Source organism: Vibrio sp. Vb1026 (genome assembly GCF_033338745.1).
In the GTDB taxonomy this organism is placed as follows: domain Bacteria; phylum Pseudomonadota; class Gammaproteobacteria; order Enterobacterales; family Vibrionaceae; genus Vibrio; species Vibrio alginolyticus.
On the sequence record NZ_JAWOTH010000004.1, the window covers coordinates 71619 to 94549 of the forward strand.

At 45.3% G+C, this 22931-nt stretch carries 20 protein-coding genes and 2 tRNA genes; 10 read left to right on the forward strand and 12 right to left on the reverse strand.

Translation table 11 applies throughout. The annotated features are described in order from the left end of the window. The first annotated feature begins 4 nt into the window (after nt 1–4). Both R7E47_RS08690 and R7E47_RS08695 read left to right on the forward strand, forming a co-directional pair. The gene (locus R7E47_RS08690; RefSeq protein ID WP_047100683.1) at nt 5–643 is read left to right on the forward strand and encodes a DJ-1/PfpI family protein; all 639 of its coding nucleotides are present in this window, start codon (nt 5–7) and stop codon (nt 641–643) included. Between the two features lie 129 nt (nt 644–772). Next, nucleotides 773–1003: a hypothetical protein gene (locus tag R7E47_RS08695; RefSeq protein WP_017820907.1), complete on the forward strand. Its 231-nt coding sequence runs from the start codon at nt 773–775 to the stop codon at nt 1001–1003. 258 nt (nt 1004–1261) lie between these two features. Here the strand turns inward: R7E47_RS08695 and R7E47_RS08700 are convergent. The 8 genes from R7E47_RS08700 to hppD form a co-directional block, all read right to left on the reverse strand. Next, nucleotides 1262–1338, reverse strand: a tRNA-Val gene (locus R7E47_RS08700). A 33-nt stretch (nt 1339–1371) separates the two neighbouring features. After that, nucleotides 1372–1448, reverse strand: a tRNA-Val gene (locus R7E47_RS08705). 179 nt (nt 1449–1627) lie between these two features. Beyond that, on the reverse strand, nt 1628–1966 hold the full coding sequence (locus R7E47_RS08710; RefSeq protein WP_005377830.1) for a hypothetical protein: 339 nt from the start codon (nt 1964–1966) through the stop codon (nt 1628–1630). A 119-nt stretch (nt 1967–2085) separates the two neighbouring features. Then, nucleotides 2086–2745: a DUF2726 domain-containing protein gene (locus R7E47_RS08715; RefSeq protein ID WP_005377831.1), complete on the reverse strand. Its 660-nt coding sequence runs from the start codon at nt 2743–2745 to the stop codon at nt 2086–2088. Nucleotides 2746–2940: 195 nt separating this feature from the next. After that, on the reverse strand, nt 2941–3609 hold the full coding sequence (gene maiA, locus R7E47_RS08720) for a maleylacetoacetate isomerase (RefSeq protein WP_054574090.1): 669 nt from the start codon (nt 3607–3609) through the stop codon (nt 2941–2943). A gap of 21 nt (nt 3610–3630) precedes the next feature. Next, nucleotides 3631–4668, reverse strand: a complete 1038-nt coding sequence (locus R7E47_RS08725; RefSeq protein WP_258639149.1) for a fumarylacetoacetate hydrolase family protein — start codon at nt 4666–4668, stop codon at nt 3631–3633. Nucleotides 4669–4677: 9 nt separating this feature from the next. Further along, entirely contained in the window at nt 4678–5808 is a 1131-nt protein-coding gene (locus tag R7E47_RS08730) for a homogentisate 1,2-dioxygenase (RefSeq protein WP_042521907.1), read from the reverse strand. Next, the gene (gene hppD / locus R7E47_RS08735; RefSeq protein WP_005377835.1) at nt 5801–6874 is read right to left on the reverse strand and encodes a 4-hydroxyphenylpyruvate dioxygenase; all 1074 of its coding nucleotides are present in this window, start codon (nt 6872–6874) and stop codon (nt 5801–5803) included. The genes R7E47_RS08730 and hppD overlap by 8 nt, the downstream gene beginning before the upstream one ends. 538 nt (nt 6875–7412) lie before the next feature. Between hppD and R7E47_RS08740 the strand changes: the two genes are divergently transcribed. The 7 genes from R7E47_RS08740 to R7E47_RS08770 all read left to right on the forward strand — a co-directional run bounded on the left by R7E47_RS08740 (nt 7413) and on the right by R7E47_RS08770 (nt 16193). Then, a complete protein-coding gene (locus R7E47_RS08740; RefSeq protein ID WP_318084112.1) occupies nt 7413–8519 on the forward strand; it encodes a M20/M25/M40 family metallo-hydrolase in 1107 nt (368 codons plus the stop codon). A gap of 264 nt (nt 8520–8783) precedes the next feature. Next, nucleotides 8784–10394, forward strand: a complete 1611-nt coding sequence (locus tag R7E47_RS08745) for a peptide ABC transporter substrate-binding protein (RefSeq protein ID WP_318084113.1) — start codon at nt 8784–8786, stop codon at nt 10392–10394. 144 nt (nt 10395–10538) lie between these two features. Continuing rightward, nucleotides 10539–11459 (forward strand): oligopeptide ABC transporter permease OppB, encoded by a 921-nt coding sequence (gene oppB, locus R7E47_RS08750; RefSeq protein ID WP_005377838.1) that lies wholly within the window; start codon nt 10539–10541, stop codon nt 11457–11459. A gap of 9 nt (nt 11460–11468) precedes the next feature. Further along, nucleotides 11469–12401: an ABC transporter permease subunit gene (locus R7E47_RS08755; protein ID WP_005377839.1), complete on the forward strand. Its 933-nt coding sequence runs from the start codon at nt 11469–11471 to the stop codon at nt 12399–12401. Nucleotides 12402–12411: 10 nt separating this feature from the next. Continuing rightward, nucleotides 12412–13395, forward strand: coding sequence for an oligopeptide/dipeptide ABC transporter ATP-binding protein (locus R7E47_RS08760; RefSeq protein WP_318084116.1), 984 nt, complete (start codon nt 12412–12414; stop codon nt 13393–13395). Nucleotides 13396–13404: 9 nt separating this feature from the next. After that, nucleotides 13405–14397, forward strand: coding sequence for an ABC transporter ATP-binding protein (locus tag R7E47_RS08765; protein ID WP_203345834.1), 993 nt, complete (start codon nt 13405–13407; stop codon nt 14395–14397). After that, on the forward strand, nt 14397–16193 hold the full coding sequence (locus R7E47_RS08770) for an aminopeptidase P family protein (RefSeq protein ID WP_318084118.1): 1797 nt from the start codon (nt 14397–14399) through the stop codon (nt 16191–16193). Before R7E47_RS08765 ends, R7E47_RS08770 begins: the two co-directional genes overlap by 1 nt. 160 nt (nt 16194–16353) lie before the next feature. Here the strand turns inward: R7E47_RS08770 and R7E47_RS08775 are convergent, their stop codons facing one another. Then, nucleotides 16354–18798, reverse strand: a complete 2445-nt coding sequence (locus R7E47_RS08775; protein ID WP_318084120.1) for a collagenase — start codon at nt 18796–18798, stop codon at nt 16354–16356. Nucleotides 18799–19100: 302 nt separating this feature from the next. Between R7E47_RS08775 and R7E47_RS08780 the strand changes: the two genes are divergently transcribed. Next, entirely contained in the window at nt 19101–19535 is a 435-nt protein-coding gene (locus tag R7E47_RS08780; protein ID WP_042521922.1) for a hypothetical protein, read from the forward strand. Between the two features lie 120 nt (nt 19536–19655). Here R7E47_RS08780 and R7E47_RS08785 read toward each other — a convergent pair whose 3' ends face one another. Genes R7E47_RS08785 through R7E47_RS08795 form a run of 3 tightly spaced genes read right to left on the reverse strand, consistent with a single transcriptional unit; the run spans nt 19656 to nt 22905 of the window. Next, nucleotides 19656–20504, reverse strand: a complete 849-nt coding sequence (locus tag R7E47_RS08785) for an ABC transporter permease (RefSeq protein ID WP_054576453.1) — start codon at nt 20502–20504, stop codon at nt 19656–19658. A 2-nt stretch (nt 20505–20506) separates the two neighbouring features. Beyond that, nucleotides 20507–21787, reverse strand: a complete 1281-nt coding sequence (locus tag R7E47_RS08790) for an ABC transporter permease (RefSeq protein WP_318084122.1) — start codon at nt 21785–21787, stop codon at nt 20507–20509. Beyond that, nucleotides 21784–22905: an ABC transporter ATP-binding protein gene (locus R7E47_RS08795; protein ID WP_104974198.1), complete on the reverse strand. Its 1122-nt coding sequence runs from the start codon at nt 22903–22905 to the stop codon at nt 21784–21786. The genes R7E47_RS08790 and R7E47_RS08795 overlap by 4 nt, the downstream gene beginning before the upstream one ends. Between the last annotated feature and the right edge of the window lie 26 nt (nt 22906–22931).

Here is a 22931-nt window from a genome sequence, read left to right on the forward strand (position 1 = left end):
TGTTATGTATAAAATCGGCGTTGTTTTATTTGATGATTTCACGGATGTCGATTTCTTTCTTATGTATGACTTGCTGGGGCGCACAACCGACAGTTGGACAGTAAGTATACTTGGAACTAAATCTGAACATCATTCCCACCTCGGTATGAAAGTTAAAACAGACGGACACCTTTCTGAGGTGACGAATCAAGATGTCGTTCTTATTACAAGCGGCAAACGGGGTATTCCAGCCGCTTTAAAAGATGCTGAATTTATGTCGGCGTTGAATCTTGATCCAAATAGGCAGCTAATAGGTTCGATTTGTGCGGGATCATTCATCCTCCATGAACTCGGTTTACTAAAAGGCAAGCGATTAACAACAAACCCAGATGCAAAGGACGTTCTACAAAGTATGGGAGGAGATGTTCAGGATCTGCCTCTCGTGATAGACGGTAATGTAGCGACGGCTGGTGGCTGTCTTTCACTGATGTATCTAATTGGTTGGTTAACAGAGCGGCTATTTGACTCAAACAAACGAAAAGCTATACAAAATCAATTGATACCTGCTGGGCAATTAGCTCTATTTGAAGAGCTTATTGCCACAACTATTCAATCAGCAGAGTTAGCAAGCTCGGATAACAAGGCGTTAAATAATCATTCATAACATGTGGTGTTTTACATTACGTTAGTTTTAGTGTTTAGGGTAAGTCACACATCAGTCTTGTGTGACTTACCCTTGAACATAACGCCACTTGGGGAAATTAACTTACAGGGAGTAAATCAATTGGTAAAAATGTACGGTTCTGAAGAGACAAGAGCGTTTTGCTGTAATTGTAAAGAAGTAACGCTACATCGGTACGAAAGCTTCTCTAAAGCGCAGGAAAAGACCGAGAAAAAAGCTAAAGGTTTCTTCTCAGGTCTATTTGCAGCAATAATTAGCTCATTAATGGAAGGCGAAGCGACTGGTGACTACAAATGTACAATATGCGGCACCAATCTTCACACGCCAGATAATTTAGATTAATAGTCAGTGTCTCTAATGCCACGGCTAGTGGCACGCAACATGATTTATAGACGGCTCTAGTGGGTTTGAAGCGTATGCACCTTATGCATTGCATTTAGGGTTTTGAGGTTGTGTTGCGGATCAAGTAGTGCGCTTTTATCTCTGACAAGGGGCTAAAGCAGAGCAAAAACAAGGGACAAGAAAAGAAGTAGTTTTACTTGAGTATCAATGAATTACAGACACAAAAAAGCCCACCAAAAGGTGGGCTTTTTTAAAATTTGGTGGGTCCGGGCGAACTCGAATCGCCGACCCCTACCATGTCAAGGTAGTACTCTAACCAACTGAGCTACGGACCCAAATTTTTATGTTCCTAACCATTCAATTCAGAATGGTGCGTCCGAGTGGACTCGAACCACCGACCCCCGCCATGTCAAGGCGATACTCTAACCAGCTGAGCTACGGACGCATTTCTCTGGAACGACGAGGATATTAGCTATAAGCGAACGACGGTGCAAGCACAAATTTACCAACTTTGAACCGTTTGGCGAAAATGTAAACTCAACACGCGTTTTCAGATGATTTTATCGACAAGGACTGAGCCTGCAGGGTTTAAAAGTGTGATCTATATAACTTTTATTATCTCACTTAATTGTCGTAAGGCACTTCACTGAGCATCCAAATCTGTAAGGTTTGCGATACCTTAGGGCAAGTGCCGAACAAAATCTGATATTTAGGTTTAAATGGTTCGCCGATATAGGTTGTACGAATCAACTCTCCTGTTTTGACGTCCACTTGAGTGCTCACCCTGCCTTTGAAGTTTTGAAATATGACAAACTGCTCACTGTGGTAAACCATTTGCTCTCGGTAAAACAAGAAATGATCTTGGGGTGTCTCTGTCAATTCACACTCCAGTGGTTTCAAATTAGGTATCGCACTAACATTCGATGCGATGAACAACGCCGATAAAATCCATCCGTATCGCATATGGCTGCCCTATTCTGCCCTCTTTTTCAAAGTATAGGCCCTGCCTTGATGACTGATACAAAAAAGGCTTTGATCATCTCTAATCAAAGCCCCTTGTTTCTGCTGGTTAATTGTCGTGTTTAGTCGTCCGCCTCAAACACAACGTTATAATTTTCGGTGTATGTACAATTCGGCTGACGGCTACAAGTAAAGAAACGTCTCCCTTTGAACTCACCTTGGCTTGCGGTTTTAATGATCATCGGACTGCCGCATTTTTTACAAAAACGCACTTCTTTATCGGGCTCAATCAAATCAATGTGTGCCGCAAGCAAACGACGTAATCGCCCAACTTGATAACTGTGCTTTATCGAAGCGCCAATTAAAGGCAGGTTGGCCGTCTTACAAACATGAATCAATAACTTTTGTCTTTCTATCTTACCCTTGTTTAGCTCCTGCCCATTATCCAATTCAACGATAACGCGCGGCTCTAGTGTCCTTGGGTCACAAATAACGTAATCAAAATAGCTTCGAGATATACGGTTGTTCGCGACAAAAAACTGCTTCTTATTTTTGATTTCTTTTGGCGTAACCAAACTGGACATGTTTACTTTCGCGAATACTACGGCATGCTCCCCTACCGCCGCTCTTAACGCATTATAGAACGCACCCTCTTGACCTCTGAGCAGAGGGCCTTTCGAGCGATAAGGATAATCACGCGTGTCATCGTGCTTAATCACGTACTTTTGAATAACAAAGAAGAATAAAACCAGAAGAACAACAATGATAAAAATGTTGGTCATAAATAAAGTGCATCCAAAACAACTCGTTGCTCAAAGCGTAAATGGAAATGTTATGCAGAGCAACAAAACCTCGCAATTTTGAGGCGCCACGACGATAGCGAGAAACAGAAAATTTTGCTCACCAATAAAAACGAGCCAATCACACACTTGGATTGGCTCGTTTAAATTTTGTTAATACATTATGTATGCTAAGAATCAACTATTAGCGTCTGGCTGATTCTCTGGCATCGCATCAATAAAAGCTGGCAGTTGATTGCATGACTGCACAACAGCGTTAATGGTTGGATAAAGAGAGGTATCTACACCAAAGCGTTGTGCGTTATAAAATTGTGGTACCAGACAAATATCGACAATAGATGGCGAGCTTGTCAGGCTAAACTTGCAATCACCATTTAGTTTACGATGCTTCTGAAGTTTCTCTTCTAATGCTGTAAAACCTTTGTGGATCCAGTGATGAATCCAAGCGACTTTGCGCTCTGGTTCGCAAGCTAACTCCCCCTCTAAATACTGTAGAACTCTTAAGTTATTCAGGGGATGAATCTCCATTGCAATATCCTGAGCCAAAGCTAGCGCTTGGTATCGAAGCGGCGTTTGCTCGGGGATCACAGTGACATCCGGGTAGTGTTCTTCTAAGTATTGAATGATCGCCAGTGACTGGGTTAACTGAACCTCCCCATCCACCAGCAAAGGAACCAGTTCAGAAGCGTTTAACTCATGGTACTCGTTACTGTGTTGTTCGCCACCATTGCGCACCAAGTGTACCGATTTTGAATCATACGGTAACTCTTTAAGATTCAAGCAAATACGCACACGATATGCCGCCGATGATCGCCAGTATCCGTATAAAATCATGCTATCGCTCATATCGTCTCCCAACCAGCACTGTTAGTGCCTGAGATATTGGCTAACTTGTTGGTCAATCGAACCGAATATGTTGTTGCCATCCGCATCGAACATTTCCAATCTGATTGAATCTCCAAACGACATGAAGTTAGTCGACGGCTTACCATCACGAATGGTTTCAATCATGCGAACTTCCGCGATACATGAATAGCCAACGCCACCTTCTTCAATAGAAGTGCCATGTTCCGTTCCCTGCTTGTTGGATACCGTACCTGAGCCTATAATCGCCCCAGCAGATAGCGGGCGCGTTTTAGTCGCGTGAACAATTAAGTCTGCGAAATCAAACGTCATATCGATACCTGCATTTGGGCGACCAAACGGCTTGTGGTTGTAGGTCGAGAGCAATGGTAAATGCACTTTGTTTTCGTACCACGCTTCGCCGAGTTCGTCAGGTGTTACTGCCACAGGAGAAAACGCAGAAGAAGGTTTAGATTGGAAAAAACCAAACCCTTTAGCTAACTCTGCCGGAATTAGGCCACGTAGTGAGACATCATTCACCAGCATGATCAAACGAATCGACTCCTGAGCCTCTGCAACACTCGCGCCCATTGGTACGTCACCAGTTACCACAGCAACTTCACCTTCGAAATCAATACCCCATTCATCACTCGCAAACTCGATGTTGTCACAAGGTCCAATAAAGGCATCAGAGCCTCCTTGGTACATCAACGGGTCCGTCCAAAAACTCTCTGGCATTTCAGCGCCGCGAGCTTTTCGAACCAACTCAACGTGGTTTACGTAAGCACTGCCATCAGCCCACTGATAAGCGCGAGGAAGCGGCGACTCACAGTAGTGCGCTTCAAACTCTTCATACCCTGCAACCGTGCCATTGTTCAGTGCAACGTATAGCTCTTCCAGTTGCGGTGCTAGCGTATCCCAGTTATCAAGCGCCACCTGCATCGTCGGTGCTAAGTTCATAGGGTGGAAAATTTCTGTCGCAGGTACGCAGCGCGTTAAGTCTTTGCTCACGACCATCAACAAACCGTCACGAGTGCCATTTTTCTTGGTTGCTAATTTCATCCTTGCCTCTTACTTCTCTTGCCAGCTATAGACGTATTCTTTGTTTTCTACTTTTTCCAGCTCATCCGAAAACTGAAGTGCGTGACGCGTATCAATCATGACCGCGACTTCGTCGGCAAAAGTCTTCTTATGCTCTCGCCCTGCTTTGAAAGCTTTCGGGTGAGGGCCATGTGTAAATCCTGCTGGATGGAATGTCACCATGCCCGCTTCAATGTTGTCACGGCTGAAAAAATCACCTGCATGGTAGAACAAGACTTCGTCATAATCGTCATTGTTGTGGTAGAACGGTACTTTGAGCGCTCCAGGATCACTTTCAATTGGACGAGGAACGAAGGTACACACCACAAATCCTGCTCCTACAAATGTAGTATGTGCAGAAGGCGGTAAATGGTAACGATGTGACATAAGTGGACGAATATCACGCCAGTTCACTTTTACTACCGCCAAATCACCATGCCACCCAATCGCATCCAACGGGTTGAATGGGTAAGTGATAACACTGACTTTATCGTGGCGTTTCACCTGAACCTGTGTTTGATTCTCAGAATATTGAGCACGGAACTGATCGTTGATCGACGGCGTTTCTAAAACCGCCGGATCAAACACCGCGTGGTTTCCAACCATGCCTTTTTCGGGCAATGTATAAGCCGCATCGGTGTTTTCGATCATCAGAATGAACATCGGCTCGCTTGGCTCTAAACGCCAGCTCGTTGAGCGAGGGATCATGACATAATCCCCTTCGCTCACTTTCAAATGACCATAATCACAGTAGAGATCTGCCGTACCTTGGTGGATGAATAGCAGTTCGTCGCCATCTGCATTTCTCACCAAGAAGTCCATTTTTTCATCCATACGCCAAACACGAACTTTACAATTCGCGTTGTGTAATAGATGCGGGACTGCCCAAGGGGTAATATGGCTGGCTTTTTCGACTAGATTAAAATCGAACGCTCGTGGACGTAGCTCGCCTTCCCACTCAGACCACCCCGTTGGGGCATGTTGATGATGAAAATGTGTTGCGGGGCCGAAGAAGCCACTTCGACCTGCCTCACGTTCATAAATTGCCTCTTCCGGGAAGTCAGCATGCGCTTGTTTAGAGCACACTCCCTCCCGGTGAGGGAATGTGATCCATTTATGCATCGCTCAATACTCCTCGGCGAATTTGGTCTTCTTCTATCGATTCAAACAACGCTTTGAAGTTACCCTCGCCAAAGCCTTCATTGCCTTTACGTTGGATGATTTCGAAGAACACAGGGCCGATAACGGTTTGAGTAAAGATTTGTAGCAAGATGCCATCTTTCGTTGGCGCACCATCAATAAGAATCTGCAAATCACGAAGCTTGCTTACATCTTCACCGTGGCCTTCAACACGCTGATCGACTTTCTCGTAATAAGTATCTGGTGTTGGCATAAAGTCCATGCCTCGCTCACGCAAGGTTTTGACCGTTTCGTAGATGTCGTCTGTGGTCAATGCGATGTGTTGAATACCTTCGCCATTGTATTCACGGATAAACTCTTCAATCTGTGATTTATCATCTGACGACTCATTGATAGGAATTCGGATTTTGCCGCAAGGTGCGGTCATCGCACGGCTGACAAGACCAGTCAGCTTACCTTCGATATCGAAATAACGAATTTCGCGGAAGTTACCAATGCGCTCATAGAAACCAGACCAGACATCCATGTTGCCTTGCTTAACGTTGTGCGTTAAGTGGTCGATTTCGTAAAGACCAACATTCGCTTTTGATAAACGCTCATCAGCATCATCATAAAAACGAAAATCGACATCATAAATGCTCTGCTTTCCATAACGATCGACAAAATAAAGCAAGCTTTCACCGATGCCATAAATAGCAGGAATGCTTAGCTCCATCGGCCCAATTTCCGTTTTATATTCTTTACCGCCATTCTCTAATGCATGCGCCAGAGCAACGGTGGCGTCTTTCACACGAAATGCCATGCCACAAACCGACGGACCGTGAACTTTGGCGAATCCCTCAGCTTGGCTATGCGGCTGCGCATTCACAATAAAGCTAATGTCACCTTGTCGATATAACCACGCTTCTTTTGAGCGATGCTTTGCAATCTCCGCAAAACCTAACGATATAAACAGATCTTTAAGCTGTTGAATGCCTTTGTTGTCAGCAGCGGTATATTCAACAAACTCAAATCCGTCTGTTCCTAGTGGGTTATATGCATCAACCATGACTTTCTCCTTGTCTCAGTAGCTTTTGTTTGGACTTATTTTTCTAACTTGGCGCAGGTCTTGAGAAATTGGAATAGGTGGTGAGAAATCTTTATCTTGGCGATTTTTACGCATAATTGTAAAACATATGTTACACATAGAGAGCACATCGAACCCACTTTCGTAAACATCAAACAAACTGCTTATTTTCAATATATTAGATTGATATTTTAGGCTTTACGCCACCACATAAAATGTAAACAAGTTGTTACTTTGGCATTTTATCTTGGCAACGTAGCTCAAAAAGCAAAAGGGGATGGAAAGTCTATTGCACCCTATCTCTATCCGATTTATTCATTTGATCCTGCAAAACATCAAAAGTAATGTTTCGTGACGCTTCATACAGTTCGAAAGGCTCATCGGTCAGAATCGTGTCATGGATACCCCTTTATTGATTCACCTCAGTTTTATTCAAAAGTAACTGTGCCATAAGTGGTGCTCTGTTCCCTATCGAGCCGAGCCACAAGGCTTCACGCTCGATCAGAAAAAGAGACATCTAATGACACACATCAATCAAGAACGCTTAGTTGAACACTTTTGCCAACTAGTACGTATCGACAGCGAATCAAAAAACGAAAAACAAATTGCAGAAACACTGGCAGAACAGCTAGGCGAGCTAGGCTTTACCGTACGCAAACTTCCAGTGCCTGAGCACATTTCTAACGGTTTTAACGTGTACGCCCGTTTAGACGGCAAAAAAGACGGCTCTATTCTAATGAGCTGTCATATGGATACGGTCACTCCAGGTATTGGCATTGAGCCAATCATCGAAGACGGCATTATCCGTTCAAAAGGCAATACGATTCTCGGTGGCGATGATAAATCTGGTATTGCTGCCATCATGGAAGCCGTTCGTTGTATTCAAGCGGAAAACCGTGAGCACAAAACGTTAGAACTTGCTTTCACCGTGTATGAAGAAGGCGGTTTATTCGGTTCACAATACTTCGATATGTCACACGTCACTTCAACGGAAGCAATCGTGTTAGATACGGGTGGCCCTATTGGCACCATTGTGACCGCAGCCCCAGGCCAGCAAAAGATCATGGCAAAAATCAAAGGTCGACCAGCACACGCTGGGCTTGCGCCAGGAGAAGGCATCAGTGCGATCATGGTGGCGGCAGATGCCATCAACCAAATGAAGCTGCTTCGCATCGACGAAGAAACGACAGCCAACATCGGTATGGTTAACGGCGGTCAGGCCACAAACATTGTTATGCCTGAATTAAAAATCGTGGCAGAAGCACGCTCCCTGAATGGCGATAAACTAGATGCTCAGGTCAATCATATGATCTCAACATTAGAGTCTGTCTGTGAAAAACACGGTGCAGAAGTCGAAATTGAATCTAGCCGAGCCTACGACGCTTTTGTTATTGAAGAAAACCACCCACACGTAAACGCTATAAAAGCAGCGTTTTCAGAGTTGGGAATTGACGCCTTCACAAAAGGCACTGGCGGCGGTAGCGATGCCAACAACTTTAACAAGAAAGGTCTCACAACTGTCAACCTTTCAACTGGCATGGCAAAAGTACACACGACAGAAGAGTTTATCGCGGTAAGTGATATGGTCAAAATCACTGAGTTCGTGAAACATTTCCTAGTCAGTTAACGTCATGCCTTTTGAAGAGCAGACTGACTATCTTCCCCTTCTAGCCTGTGCTTGAAGGGGATTTTAATTTGTATCGAAGCAAAATTACTTCCCGTCATGCCAACTTGATATCAGATCTTCAAAGAAATTCCCCTAGCTCACTTTTTGAGACCAGACAGCTCAACACCTGACACCCTGTTACAGTAATGTTAAAACTCGATTGTGTAGACAATTTATACAATATACATTTTTGGCATCTTTCAGGATGAAAAGAGTGAGACAAGGATGAAATTACCTAAGTTGCTTTTATTAGCGTCGATGATGAGTCCAATACTGGCAACATCAAGCTATGCCGTGCCGTATCCCGTAGGTGTGACCCTCGATGAGACACAAGAAATTACGCTAAACAATGGGGCTGAAGTTACTTCTATTGACCCAGCCAAGCAAGCCGCAGAGCCCGCTTTCAATCTCGGTCGAGACCTGTTTGAAGGTCTGGTCATTCAAGATAAGCAAGGTAAAACCATTCCTGGTGTTGCTGAATCTTGGTCAGTCAATGACAACAATACGGTTTATACCTTCCACTTACGTGATGCAAAATGGTCAAATGGCGAAACGGTCACTGCACAAGATTTTGTCTACAGCTGGCAACGCTTACTGAATCCAAGCACTGCTTCACCGTACGCTTGGTTTGCGGCCATTCCAAATATCGAAAACTCGCAAGCCATTATGAAGGGCGAAGCCGAGCCTGAGTCTTTGGGCGTGAAGGCGCTGGATGAAAAAACATTCCAGGTTACACTCGAAGAGCCTATTCCCTTCTTTACGAAACTATTAAGTCATCCCGTACTTGCACCCGTTCATAAAGCGACCGTTGAAAAACATGGCAACCGTTGGACCCAGCCTGAGCATATCGTTACAAATGGTGCGTTTACTGTCTCTGAATGGAAAGTTAACGAAAAACTGGTGATGGTTAAAAATCCACATTATTGGGACGCAAGCAATGTAGTGCTGGAAAAAGTCACTTGGCTACCAATTGGTGATGCAAACGTAGTGCTAAACCGCTACCTAGCTGGTGAGATAGACCAAGCGGTTTCCATTCCTGCCGCCCAGAAGAAAAAGTTAATTCAACAACGCCCACAAGAAGTGGCAAGCACCAGTGCTTCTCTTGGCTCCACATTCTATTACCTCAACACTCAACAAGGGCCAACAAAAGACGTGCGGGTTCGTAAAGCCCTCTCATATGCCATTGACCGTCAACTGTTAACGAGTGCTATTTTGAGAAACGGTGGGGTTCCAATGTATACCCTTGTGCCACCTCAAACAGATGGTTTTAAATCTCACACTCCTGAGTTCGCAACTTGGAACCGCCATAAACGTATCGAAAAAGCGCAGCAATTACTGTCAGAAGCTGGATACGATAAAAGCAATCCGCTTAAGTTAACGTTTACCGTACCAACTTTCTCGATGGACGTAAAAATGGCAACCACCATGGCAGGCATGTGGAAAAGCCGACTGGGTGCGCAAGTCACGATAAAACAGCTAGAACCGAAAGTGTTCTACGCACTTAAAGAGCCGACCGACATTACTCGCGGCGGCTGGACAGCCGACTACAATGAAGCCTCTACGTGGTTAGATATCTTTGTTTCTAATGGCGAGTACAACGATTCTCGTTATAACAACCCGCAATACGACGAGTTAATGGCTCGCTCAAAGACCATGAGCAACCCATCAGAACTGTATTTACAAGCAGAAAGCATGCTGATTGAAGACATGGCCATTATTCCTATTTATCGTCCGGGTAACGATCAATACCTCATCAAGCCTTACGTGGGCGGCTACGAACTGACAAACCCTGAGTCGTCGTACTACCGCAAGAATGTCTATGTAAAAGCCCACTAAAAGCATGTTTTCGGTCTGAGTCGGCAAGTTCAATGTTTACTTGCCGTTCCTCATATCTCTCGGTGGAGAAGGCAACCTGAGCTCAGACCATTTTTTATTCATAACCGTTCGAAGTGATTTCGGATGACCAAAGGATGATGGATCATGATTTGGTACATTGTTAAGCGATTAGCTATCGCTATCCCCACGCTTCTATTCATCGCACTCGTATCATTTTGGCTGATGCACATTGCACCAGGGGGACCATTTGATATGGAACGGCCTATGCCAGAAGTGGTACGTGCGAATATCGAAGCAAAATTCCATTTGGACCAGCCCTTCCTTACTCAGTTTTGGATTTACATTGGTAATTTCATACAAGGAGATCTCGGTCCGAGCTTCGTTTATCAAGACTTCAGTGTTACACAGCTCGTCGCACAATCATGGCCTGTTTCAGCAGTATTAGGCGTACTCTCCTTTTGTATCTCCGTTCCACTTGGCATGTTACTTGGCACCATTGCGGCATTGAACCGAAATAGCCGCCTAGATTACGGCCTGATGACACTTTCGATGACTGGAGTTGTGGTTCCGGCTTTCGTGCTTGCTCCAGTTTTAGTCATGATCTTCGCTATTCAGCTCGGCTGGTTCCCTGCTGGTGGTTGGGAAGGGGGAAAACTGGCTTTCCTTGTTCTTCCCGTGCTCAGCCTGGCGATTGGCTCCATTGCGAGTATTGCACGCGTCATGCGTGGCGCAATGATTGAAACACTCAACCAACCATACATTCGAACGGCAAAGGCCAAAGGTTTGTCCACAACCTACATTTTATTCCATCATGCTTTGCGACCATCCCTTATTCCCGTCGTTGCGATGCTCGGCCCTGCGTTTGTGTCTGTTGTGACAGGCTCGGTGATTATCGACATTTTCTTTGGTACAGGTGGCATGGGACAACACTTTGTGTCTGGTGCTCTCAACCGCGACTACGGCCTAGTAATGGGCATTACTCTGATTGTCGCTTCACTCACTATCTTCTTTAACCTTGTGGTCGACTTGCTATATACGATTATCGACCCTCGTATACGCGTTTAGGAGTCCGGCATGTTAACGATCAAAAAACTGGATACACAAGCTCTTCAAGATCAAGTCGTCGACAATATTGAAGCCGTCGAAGGTCGCAGTCTTTGGCAGGATGCATGGACTCGATTTCGTAAAAACAGAGCCGCGATGACATCAGTGTATGTTTTGGCGTTCATTACCTTATGCATCACCTTCGGCCCCTCTCTTGCCGCTTTTGGCCATGATGAAATTGACTGGGAAGTGCTCATCGATCCATACGAGCTAGGAAAACCTTCACTGAGCAGTGGTCATTACTTTGGTACCGATGATCTCGGGCAAGATGTTTTCGCTCGCACGATGCAAGGTGGCAGGCTCTCTATTTTGGTAGGTTTTGTTGGCGCCTTAGTCGCCGTTGTTATTGGTACGATTTGGGGAAGTATTTCCGGCTATCTTGGCGGCGTTGTCGATAGCGTAATGATGCGCATTATTGAGGTGCTCGATTCGGTGCCATTTATGTTTATGGTTATCCTGTTTGTTACCCTTTTTGGCAACAACATCTACCTGATTTTTATCGTGATCGGAATGGTATCTTGGCTGGGAATTGCCCGTGTTGTACGTGGCGTCACCTTCGGTCTAAAAAAGCGAGAGTTCATCGAAGCCGCACACTCTATTGGGGTTTCTAAATTGACAATTGTCCGACGCCATGTTCTGCCTAATGTTCTTGGGATCGTGATGGTTTATTCCTCCTTAATGGTACCGGGATTCATTATGTTCGAATCGTTTTTGAGCTTCTTAGGGCTTGGTGTTCAACCACCAGACACGAGCTGGGGAATCCTAATCTCCGAAGGCGCAAAAACGATTGACGTTGCATTGTGGATGCTGCTTTTTCCCTCTCTGTTTTTAGTTGCCACCCTCTTTTGTTTTAACTTCATCGGCGATGGCTTGCGTGATGCTCTTGACCCGAAAGACCGATAAGGACAAACCCATGCTATCTATTGAAAACATGAACGTGCGCTTCGATACGCCAGATGGGCAAGTGCAAGCGGTCAGTAATCTCTCCTACTCGATTAAAGCGGGCGAAACTCTTGGGATTGTTGGGGAATCAGGTTCGGGAAAAAGCCAATCTGTTTTCGCATTAATGGGGTTAACCGCGGACAACGGCGCTGTGTCTGGAAGCGCAATGTTCCACGGTGATGATTTACTCGCGATGTCTAAAAAGCAGCTCAACCGCATCCGTGCAGAGAAAATCGGAATGATCTTTCAAGATCCGATGACGTCACTTAATCCATTCATGAAAATTGGCAAGCAGCTTTGTGAAGTTCTCATGATTCATAAAGGAATGAGCCGAAAACAAGCAAAAATGGAGTCCATTCACATGTTGGATGCGGTGCGTATTCCCTCTCCCGAAACTCGGATGAATCAATACCCTCACGAGCTATCTGGCGGAATGCGTCAGCGAATCATGATAGCGATGGCGTTGTTGTGTAAGCCCGAGCTGCTAATTGCAGACGAACCAACCACCGCGTTAGATGTAACCGTTCAAGCTCAAATTTTGACGCTATTACGAGACTTACAACAAGAGTTCAACACCGCAATTTTACTGATCACTCACGATATGGGCGTCGTCGCCGAGATGTGTGATCGCGTATTGGTCATGTATGGTGGTCAAAAAATGGAGCAATCAGATACCGAGACATTGTTCGCTCAACCTGCGCACCCCTATACTCAAGGCCTGCTAAAGGCGATTCCTTCTATCACTGAAGATATGCCGCGTTTACCAACCATCCCAGGTAACCCACCAAGTGCGTTGATTAACCATAAAGGGTGTCCGTTTAGAGAGCGGTGTGAGCATCGAGAGACGCGTTGCCAATACGAAACCCCACGGTTTTCTCCATTAAACACGAGCCAGTCCATTGCCTGTCACGTTAACGTACCCAGTGTTATCACTCCTATTCAAATAAAAGCTTAAGGAGGCGTTATGAATAAAAAAGAAGTCCTCATGTCTGCTCGTGATTTAAACGTCCACTTTCCTGTGTCGCGTCACCTTATTCCAAGTCGACGTAAAATCGTGAAAGCGGTCAATGGTATCGACTTAGATGTTTACCGAGGTGAGACACTTGGCATTGTGGGGGAATCAGGCTGCGGAAAATCAACACTTGCACGCGCCTTACTTCGCTTAATTGAACCTACACATGGCGAGTTGACTTGGAAAGGTCAAGACATGCTCGGGTTTAGTAAAAAAGAGCTTTCCTCTCGACGCAGAGAATTTCAGATGGTGTTTCAAGACCCATCCGCTTGTTTGAATCCGAGGTTAACCATCTCAGAATGCATCGCCGAACCACTGCTCACCCATGAGCCGCAACTTAAACGGGCTGAGGTAGAAAAGCGTGTCATCGCTATGATGGATAAAGTGGGTCTCTTGGCGAGCCAGCGAAACCGCTATCCACATGAATTTTCCGGAGGTCAATGCCAGCGTGTGGGCATTGCTAGAGCGTTAATTCTCAATCCAGATTTGGTCGTGTGTGATGAACCCGTTAGTGCACTAGATGTCTCCATACAAGCTCAGGTCATCAATCTTCTAGATGATCTTAAACAAGAAATGGGGTTAACACTGGTGATGATTGCGCATGACTTAAGCGTGGTGCGCCATATCAGCGACCGCGTTATGGTGATGTATCTTGGTAAACCTATGGAAGTAGGACGTTACGATCAAGTATTTGATGATGCACAACACCCCTACACCAAAGCACTGTTATCTGCTGTCCCGATAGCTAATCCGCAATTAGCACGTGACCGTGAAATACAACTATTGCCCGGCGACCTTCCTTCTCCACTTAATCCACCGAGCGGTTGCGTTTTTCGTACTCGATGCCCAGAAGCCACAGAAGTATGCGAGCAACAGAACCCAATAAAAACAGGCTCGGAGCAGCATCATATCTATTGCTCAAATATGACTTTAGGAACCATTTAATGAACAATACTAACTCAGTAAACCAACGCCTTACGTTATTGCGTGAGGCAATGTCCTTTCACAACGTGTCTGCATATATCGTGACCAACAATGACCCACATAACAGTGAATACTCAGCGGATCATTGGTTAGCGCGAAGCTGGATTTCAGGTTTTACCGGCTCAGCAGGCGATGTCGTCATTACCCAACAAGGTGGTGGCCTGTGGACTGATGGTCGTTACTATATTCAAGCTGAAGAACAGTTACACGGCACAGGACTTGAACTGTTTAAAGCCAAACAACCAGAAACACCGACAATTGCCAAATGGCTGGCTACCACGCTCCCAGAAAACAGTATTGTCGCGGTTGACGGGCGCGCCATCAGTTACGCTTTTTATCAAGGCCTCAAACAAGCCTTTGAAGCGAAAAACATTAAGATCATTCTCGACCTAGATTTGCTCACACCGATTTGGCTTGAAAGACCACCTCGCCCAAGTGCACCCGTATTCGAGCACCCCACCGCTTTTGCTGGCGTTGACACAGAAAATAAGTTAGCGAGAATCCGTTCTTGGTTAACCGAGAACCAAGTAGATAGCTTATTAGTGTCAACGCTAGATGATGTCATGTGGACAATGAACATTCGAGGTGGTGATACGAATTACTGCCCAGTTTCTGAAGCCTATCTAATCGTAGAGCAATCACTTGCGACACTGTTTATTGATAAGGCCAAACTGCCTCAAGACGTTGAAAGAGCGCTGACCGAGCAGAGTGTACACATTCGCCATTACAACTACGTAAGTCAGTATTTGAATCAGCAATGTGAGGGATTATCGCTCGCTTTTAGCCCGACCCACACAGACAGCTTATTGGTGAGTTCGATTGAAGGGAATGTGAATCTAAAGCCAATGGCTTGCCCTGTAACGGCAATGAAGGCCATAAAAAATGCGACCGAGCTAACTAGCCTAGAACAGGCATTAACAGACGATGGTGTGGCAATCGTAAGGTTTATGAACTGGCTAGAAGAGCAAGTTCCAAGCGGACTCGTTACAGAATTATCTGCTGAGGCACAACTGAATCACTATCGCCGTCAAACCCGACATTATGTAAGTGACAGTTTCCGCACTATTGCAGGCTTCGCAGCTCACGGGGCAAAAATGCATTATGCCGCCGATGAAGAAAGCAATGCAGTAGTCAATGAAAGCAACTTCTTTCTCGTCGATTCTGGTGGCCAATACCTTGGCGGGACAACAGACATCACCCGTACTTTCCACTTCGGGTCACCGACCATTAAGCAGCGCAAAGATTATACCTTGGTGCTCAAAGCGGTCATCCGACTGACTCAGACTCGATTCATGAAAGGCTCTACGGGTGCCAATCTTGATATCATGGCGCGTGGCGTCTTATGGCAACATGGTATTGATTACAAGTGCGGCACTGGACACGGCGTGGGCATTTACTTGAATGTTCACGAAGGCCCACAAAATTTCTCGCAAAGCCACCACGAAGTTGAACTAAAACCGGGTATGGTCATTACTAATGAACCAGGCGTTTATCGCGAAGGTGAGTTCGGGGTAAGAATAGAGAACATTCTTAAAGTTGTAGAAGTAGAACAAAATGAGTTCGGCACGTTTTACGGTTTTGAGACCATCACTCTTGCTCCAATTGCGACCAACGCCCTTGACTTATCAATGCTAGATCAAGCAGAGCTAGACTGGCTCAATCATTACCATTCACGAGTCTATCAAGCGCTTAGCCCTTTTCTTGATGCGCAAGATAAAAACTGGCTTCAACGCACAACCCAACTTATTGAGAAATAGGATATCAGCAAGTTTTATAACGTTTTCATTTTCATCTCAAACTCCTTGTTTGCCAGCCTTCGGGCTGGTTTTTTTATAGAGATAACGGCGTGAAAAACAAAAACGCCCCGCAATGTTAGCGAGGCGATCAATTAAATTAAAATGATGCAGTTAAAATGCCCTACTGACGACACTTCTGAGCATCAAAATCAACGACGATGGCGGCATTCTCAAAGTCACCAGAGACTTTAACGTAGCCCCAGTAGTTACTCTGATTTGACAACGTAATACACTCTCCATTACCAATATTATCTGACCACCCGTGAAGATTAGCACCATCCGGCCAACCAGAGTTACTGTATTCAAGCTTTAGGTTACCCGTACCGTTCCCCGCCGTTATCGCCAGATTTGAGCTCTCATTCACCGCTGGCACGCTCAGCCAAATGGTTTGTTGATTTGCCAAGCAAACTGGTTCTCCTGCTGTTAAGCGCCCACCGCTTACTTTACTTTTCACCGCGCAGTCTTGTGGCAATGTGTCATTACCGCCCAACGTTGAGATAACAACACTATGAGTGGCGGTTGCCGTCAAGCCTTCACTGTCTGTCACACTTAGACTGACCGAATACTCCCCTTCACTCCCATATTGGTGCGTCGGCTTGGTTTGTGTGCTTGTCGAGCCATCACCGAAGTCCCATAAGACGCTGACGATCTTCCCGTTTGGGTCTGTACTGTTTTCACTGCTAAATGTAATGCTTTCACCGACTTTCCCCTTACTGTTTGCGGTTATGACTGCATTAGGTGCACCATTTGAGACAAGGGCTTGCTGCCACTGCTCAAACTCACTTTGATACAAGTTCGCCCATTGGGTGATCGTGGCCTTGTAATTGCTCCAATTCCCTTGGCGTGTTTCCACCAGCATTTGGTTTACGTCATCTTTATGATTTTCAAACATAAAACGTACAGCCAAGTACCCCCAACGATAAATTCGATCGACATCAAACCCATCATAAGTAGTCTCGAAAATCTCACTTAAGGTATACGTCGAGCCGTCTAAAATCGTCTCAAGTGCTGCTTGGTTGTCATTTTCTTGAGCGACATACTCTGCAATGCCTTCACTCCACCACACTATTTTTTCAGTTGGATGACTAAACCCTCCATAGAGATCAAATCGACCATCTAAGTAATGCACGTATTCGTGCTCTAAGTTCCAGACAAAGTGATCCGCGTTCGCATAAGAGGCTTCATAAGCAATAAAGTTGGGAATATTCCCCGGCTGGGAAGGGTCGCCCTCCAAGTACATACCGCCATTGTCAGTACTAATATCGAAAATTGGCCCTGCGTACTTACCATAATCAGTGCTTGAATCGAAGATATTGACTTGGAGCTGAGTATTGTGGTCATCTTTTACTGGCTGTTCACCAGTTTCTAATGACTGATGAAAGTAACCCTCTTCGTAACCCATTTTAGAACATGCGGCCGCGTGTTGCTCTTGCGTCATATTCTGGGACAATATTCGAATTGTTGGACTACAAGTATAAGTTTGCGATAGCACTAAGCCTTTTAGCTCAGTTTCGAAATTACAAATTCCGAACTCACTACAATCTGCGTAATATGAGGCAGTGTCCGCCGCCGCAAGCCAAACCTCGTCACCCCGACCATACATTTCATACTGTTCAAAGATTCGACTCAGCTGACTCTTCACAACAGAACTCGCGTTACCCGTATACTTGGTCAAACGCCCGAGCTCTCGCCCCGCATTCGCGGCCATGAACTCATCTTCAGCACCGATTGATGATGCCCTCAGAGCAAAATCGCCTAAAGCTTTGGCAAGGTCCGTTTGGTTGCCAATTATTTGCACAAATTGCTCGTTCCACTGCCCACCAAACAAAATAGTGAAAACACCGTTAACTGCATTGCGCATATACCAGTGCTGGGCGTATTGATCATTCCAACGTGTAAGCCACTGGGTCACTTGCGGTAAGTACGCGTGCTGCAAGCCCGCACTATCCATAGTGATGATGACTTCACTAAGCACTTTGCCGTGACGGTCGCTGTTCTCATAGAAGTTTGCGTTATTAACAAACGCATCCACGGATTCTTTCACCGCTGGGGTAACCCATTCAATAAATGAGATGTTGTCATTGTAAAACTCGGCGTAATAACCCGCGCGCAAGTATAAGAACAACGTTTCGAGTTCATCGCTCCCGCCACCTGTATACCCCTTCGCCAATGTCGTAGTGCGCTTCGCAATGTTGTACATATGATCGGAGCTAAATACCGACTCCTGAATCCGACTTTCAGCAGAGAATAACTGGTTCACGCACGTCGCGCCCTGACTTAAAATTTCGCTGATCAATTGGTTACTGCTTTCGGTAACCAATGCTTCCAAATCACAAGCAGTGCTCGACTCATCAAGGCTTTCAAGTGACTGTACTCGAGTTGCCTTGGAGGGCTGAATAGGGAGAGTTGCGGTTGGTTGGTATTCAACTCGATTGGATTCAACACCGTGTGTATGAGCCGAATGTGCATGTTGCTCTGTAACTTGAGAAACTGGCTCGCTTAACGCAAATACGCCAGTGCTGGTTAATGTTGTCGCAATCGCGACACTCAAAGTCTTCAGTTCCATCTAATTTCTTCTATATTGAGTTTTCCTTAAATGCATTACGTCTTTTGCATCGCCACTGCCCTTATTACTGCAAGAGCATCTCCATATAATCTACTCGCAAGACAAGATGAAACATTTTGTTAACAACTGAACGTGACGGTGTCAGTTTTTGGTACTCGAGTTGCCGTTGCACGAGCTTGCCAGAAATCGATTTGCTTTAGTAATATTGATCAACTAGTTGTTTATCTTTCCATTCAAATATCTTTTATTGCTCCTCACAAAAGCGATAAAATGGTTTCTTTTCTTTTTGCTAAACAACTCCTATGACCGACGCTGATATTGAGCTACAACATCTTTGGTTAGAAGTCCAAGCCGAACGCTGGCAAAACCTGCCACGCTTTTTATTCAGTTACTACTGCTACAAGCACAACCTTGTCAGTAAAACCAACAAAGTTTGTTGGGAGACGGCACGTGCAAGACTGCCCGCTTCAACCTCAATAAAAGAGCGAAAAAAGGCGGTGGTTGAACCGTTAGTCTCTGAGGAAACCGTCGTTGGGTTATTGAAATCCATCAGCAAAGATGGGGAAATGACGTTTAACGTGATGGTAACCACACTTAATGCGTTTTTGCACTATGTTGTGATTAGCAAGGAAGAGAAAGCCCGACTTAAACCAAACATGCCAGCTAGTTGGTATCAGCGATCAAACAAGTCGCCTTTGGCACGTTTCGAGCAGGCTGGCATTAATCTACAGGAGTGACATGTCAGTCATCGCTGATGATAAACACAAAAGACAAGCGCCTACAATGAGGCGCATTTGGTCAAAAATTGAGGAGCACCTAAACAAAAGTGCGTAGCGAGCAACAAAGAAAAAGTTTGGTTATTCTTGAATGCCTCGAATGCGTACATTACGCCTACGTAGAACTTCTAAAGTCACGAGCAAACACACCGACATAAAAATCAGCAACGTAGCGACCGCCAATATAGTCGGACTGATTTGCTCTCGAATTCCTGACCACATCTGCCTAGGAACGGTTTTTTGTTCTGCCCCAGTCAGGAATAACGCCACCACAACCTCGTCGAACGAAGTGCCAAAAGCAAACAAGCCGCCAGAAATCATCCCCGGACGAATCAGAGGAAAGGTAATGTGTCTGAAAGTATAAACAGGGTTTGCGCCTAAGCTAGCCGCCGCTTTTACCAAGCTATGGTCAAAGCCGCTTAACGTCGCAGTAACGGTAATGACGACAAAAGGCGTACCTAACGCAGCGTGTGCCAAAATGACGCCTAAATAAGTTTGTGATAAGCCAAGGCGTGTGTAGAAAAAGTACATCGCAGCAGCAGAGATAATGACTGGTACGATCATGGGTGAGATCAACAGCGCCATAATCGTATTGCGAAAAGGCAAGTTACTACTTGCTAAACCCAACGCCGCCAGAGTTCCTAGCCCTGTTGCAACGAGTGTCGCCATAAAAGCAATAAACGTGCTGTTTTTCAGCGCCAACAGCCACTGATCACTAGTAAACATTTCTTGATACCAGCGAGTAGAATACGCTTCCGAATCAAGGTTTAACATCCCCTCGGTAAAAGTAAAGTAAGGCGTTGCATTAAACGATAACGGGATGATGGTCAGAATTGGAGCGATTAAAAAGAACAGCACCACCCCACAAAAAGCTAAGTAACCTGCGTAAGCAACTCGCTCTACTTTTGATGCATAGTTTGGTAATGCCATGGTTATCCCCCTACCTTAAGGTTGTTAATGCCAACCACACGGTTGAACATATAAAACAGAACCAGTACAACGAACAAAAGCAGTCCACCCAATGCGCCAGCCATCCCCCAGTTCAGTGATGTCTGCATATGATAGGCAATCATATTGGAGATCATCTGTCCGCTTCTTCCACCAACCAAAGCGGGCGTAATGTAGAAACCAATAGAAAGAATGAAAGTAAGCAAAGCCCCCGCACCTATCCCCGGTAACGTAAGCGGCATATAAACTTTGATGAACGCAATGAAAGGCGTCGCGCCTAGAGAACGAGCGGCACGGAAATATGTTGGGCTAATTCCTTTCATTACGCTATACAGAGGCAGGATCATAAACGGCAACAGAATGTGAACCATAGACACCACCGTTCCGAAGGTATTGTGAATCATCTGAATTCGCTCAGAAGTAAAACCCGACCAAATAAGGAGATCATTAATGACCCCTTGGTTTTGCAGCAGAACAATCCAAGACGTGGTTCTGACTAATAATGATGTCCAAAATGGCAGCAGCACGATAATTAAAAGTAAGTTCGCGCGCTTATCAGGTAAATTGGCAAGCAGGTAAGCAACGGGGTACGCCATCACCAAACAAATTAAGGTGATTGAGATAGACATCCAAAAAGTTTTAAAGAAAAGGTCGACGTATATTTGGCGTTTTTCTGGTTGGGGCTCAATGTCTCCAAACTCATTCACTTGCAAGTCTAGCGCTGCAAGATAATGACTGAATGTTAATGCGCCACTAAGATTCTTAAACGCCGCCCAATATTTAGGATTAGTCCATCGCTTATCCTGCTTAGCCAACTGTGTCACCGAGCTCGGCAGCGACGTCAACCGAGACAACTTTCTGCCGGTTTTCATGAGTAAACTGCGCATACCAGACTCTTCAATATTCATCCGGTTGGCTATTTTCGGTAGCTCTTTGCTTTGATAAAGCGCAAGTACCTCAACAGAGAATGCCTCAATGACTTCTTGATGAGGCTGACCTTGATAATCCCAACTTTCTAAGGCTTGAATAGTTTGTGGTAGTGACAGGGATATTTCTCGGTTATCCACGCTTCGATAAAGCATGTCGAGGATAGGAAAAGCAAACGTAAGCAGAATAAAACACACCAATGGCGTTGTGAGCATAATGGAGCGAAGCTTTTTTCGGCGCTCCGCCTTTTGCAACTGCGCTTTCAGGTTGGTTTCTTGCTCATGAACTTGGCGTTCGATTTCCAATACAGAATCTAATGCGGTTAGCTCTCGACTCATGCTGCTACCTCGCTACTTTGAGTTTGTGTCCCATCAAGAGCATGGCAATCGTCACTTTGCCAACCAATACGACAAATTGAGCCAGGCGTTAACTGCAAGTGTTTACGATTATCGTTAGGTACTTTAACGATGAAGTGACCAACGCTCTCTACTTCGACGACCAGACGATAATGATCACCGTGATAAATCAATTCTCGTAGGACGCCCGAGACTTGGTTCTCACAAGACGCTTTCTCTGGTTGAATAACAATCTTTTCTGGTCGAATAGAAAGTGTTGTTCTCTGCCCTTGCTCAGAGACTCTGACAGGTTTCGCAGTAAATAACTCTTTCCCAACGAGCACTTGGCAATACTTTCCGTTCCACTCTTTGACTAAACCTAAGAGTTGGTTGTTTTCTCCGATAAACTGCGCAACAAACGTATTACTCGGAGATTCATAAAGCTCAGTTGGTGTCGCGAGTTGTTGCACTTCGCCGTGATTAAAAACCGCAATACGGTCGGACATAGTGAGAGCTTCGTCTTGATCGTGCGTCACATACAAAATGGTGATGCCAAGCTTTTCATGCAAATGTTTAATTTCCATCTGCATTTGCTCACGCAGCTGCTTATCTAACGCGCCTAGTGGTTCATCCATCAACACGAGTTTAGGCTCAAACACTAATGCTCGCGCTAACGCAACACGCTGTTGTTGACCACCTGATAACTGCTTCGGGTATCGAGTCGCAACATGCTCAAGCTCGACCATTTCTAATACACTCTGAACTTTGCTTTGAATCGTGTCACTGTCGAGTTTTCGCACCTTTAAAGGAAACGCAAGATTCTCAGCAATGGTCATATGTGGAAACAACGCATAGTTTTGAAACACCATACCGATATCGCGCTTGTGCGGCGCGAGATGATTAACAGGAACGCCATCAATATAAATGTCTCCACCGGTCGCAGTTTCAAAGCCTGCTAGCATCATCAAGCAAGTGGTCTTGCCCGATCCTGACGGCCCCAACATAGTAACAAACTCTCCAGGAGCAATATCTAAGTTGAAGTCTTTCACCACCAAATTTGTGCCATCGTAGGTTTTCTTAACGTGTTGAAAGCTGACATAGTCCTTGTTTTCCGTGCTCATGACTTCCCTCTTCTCATTTTTTGAAT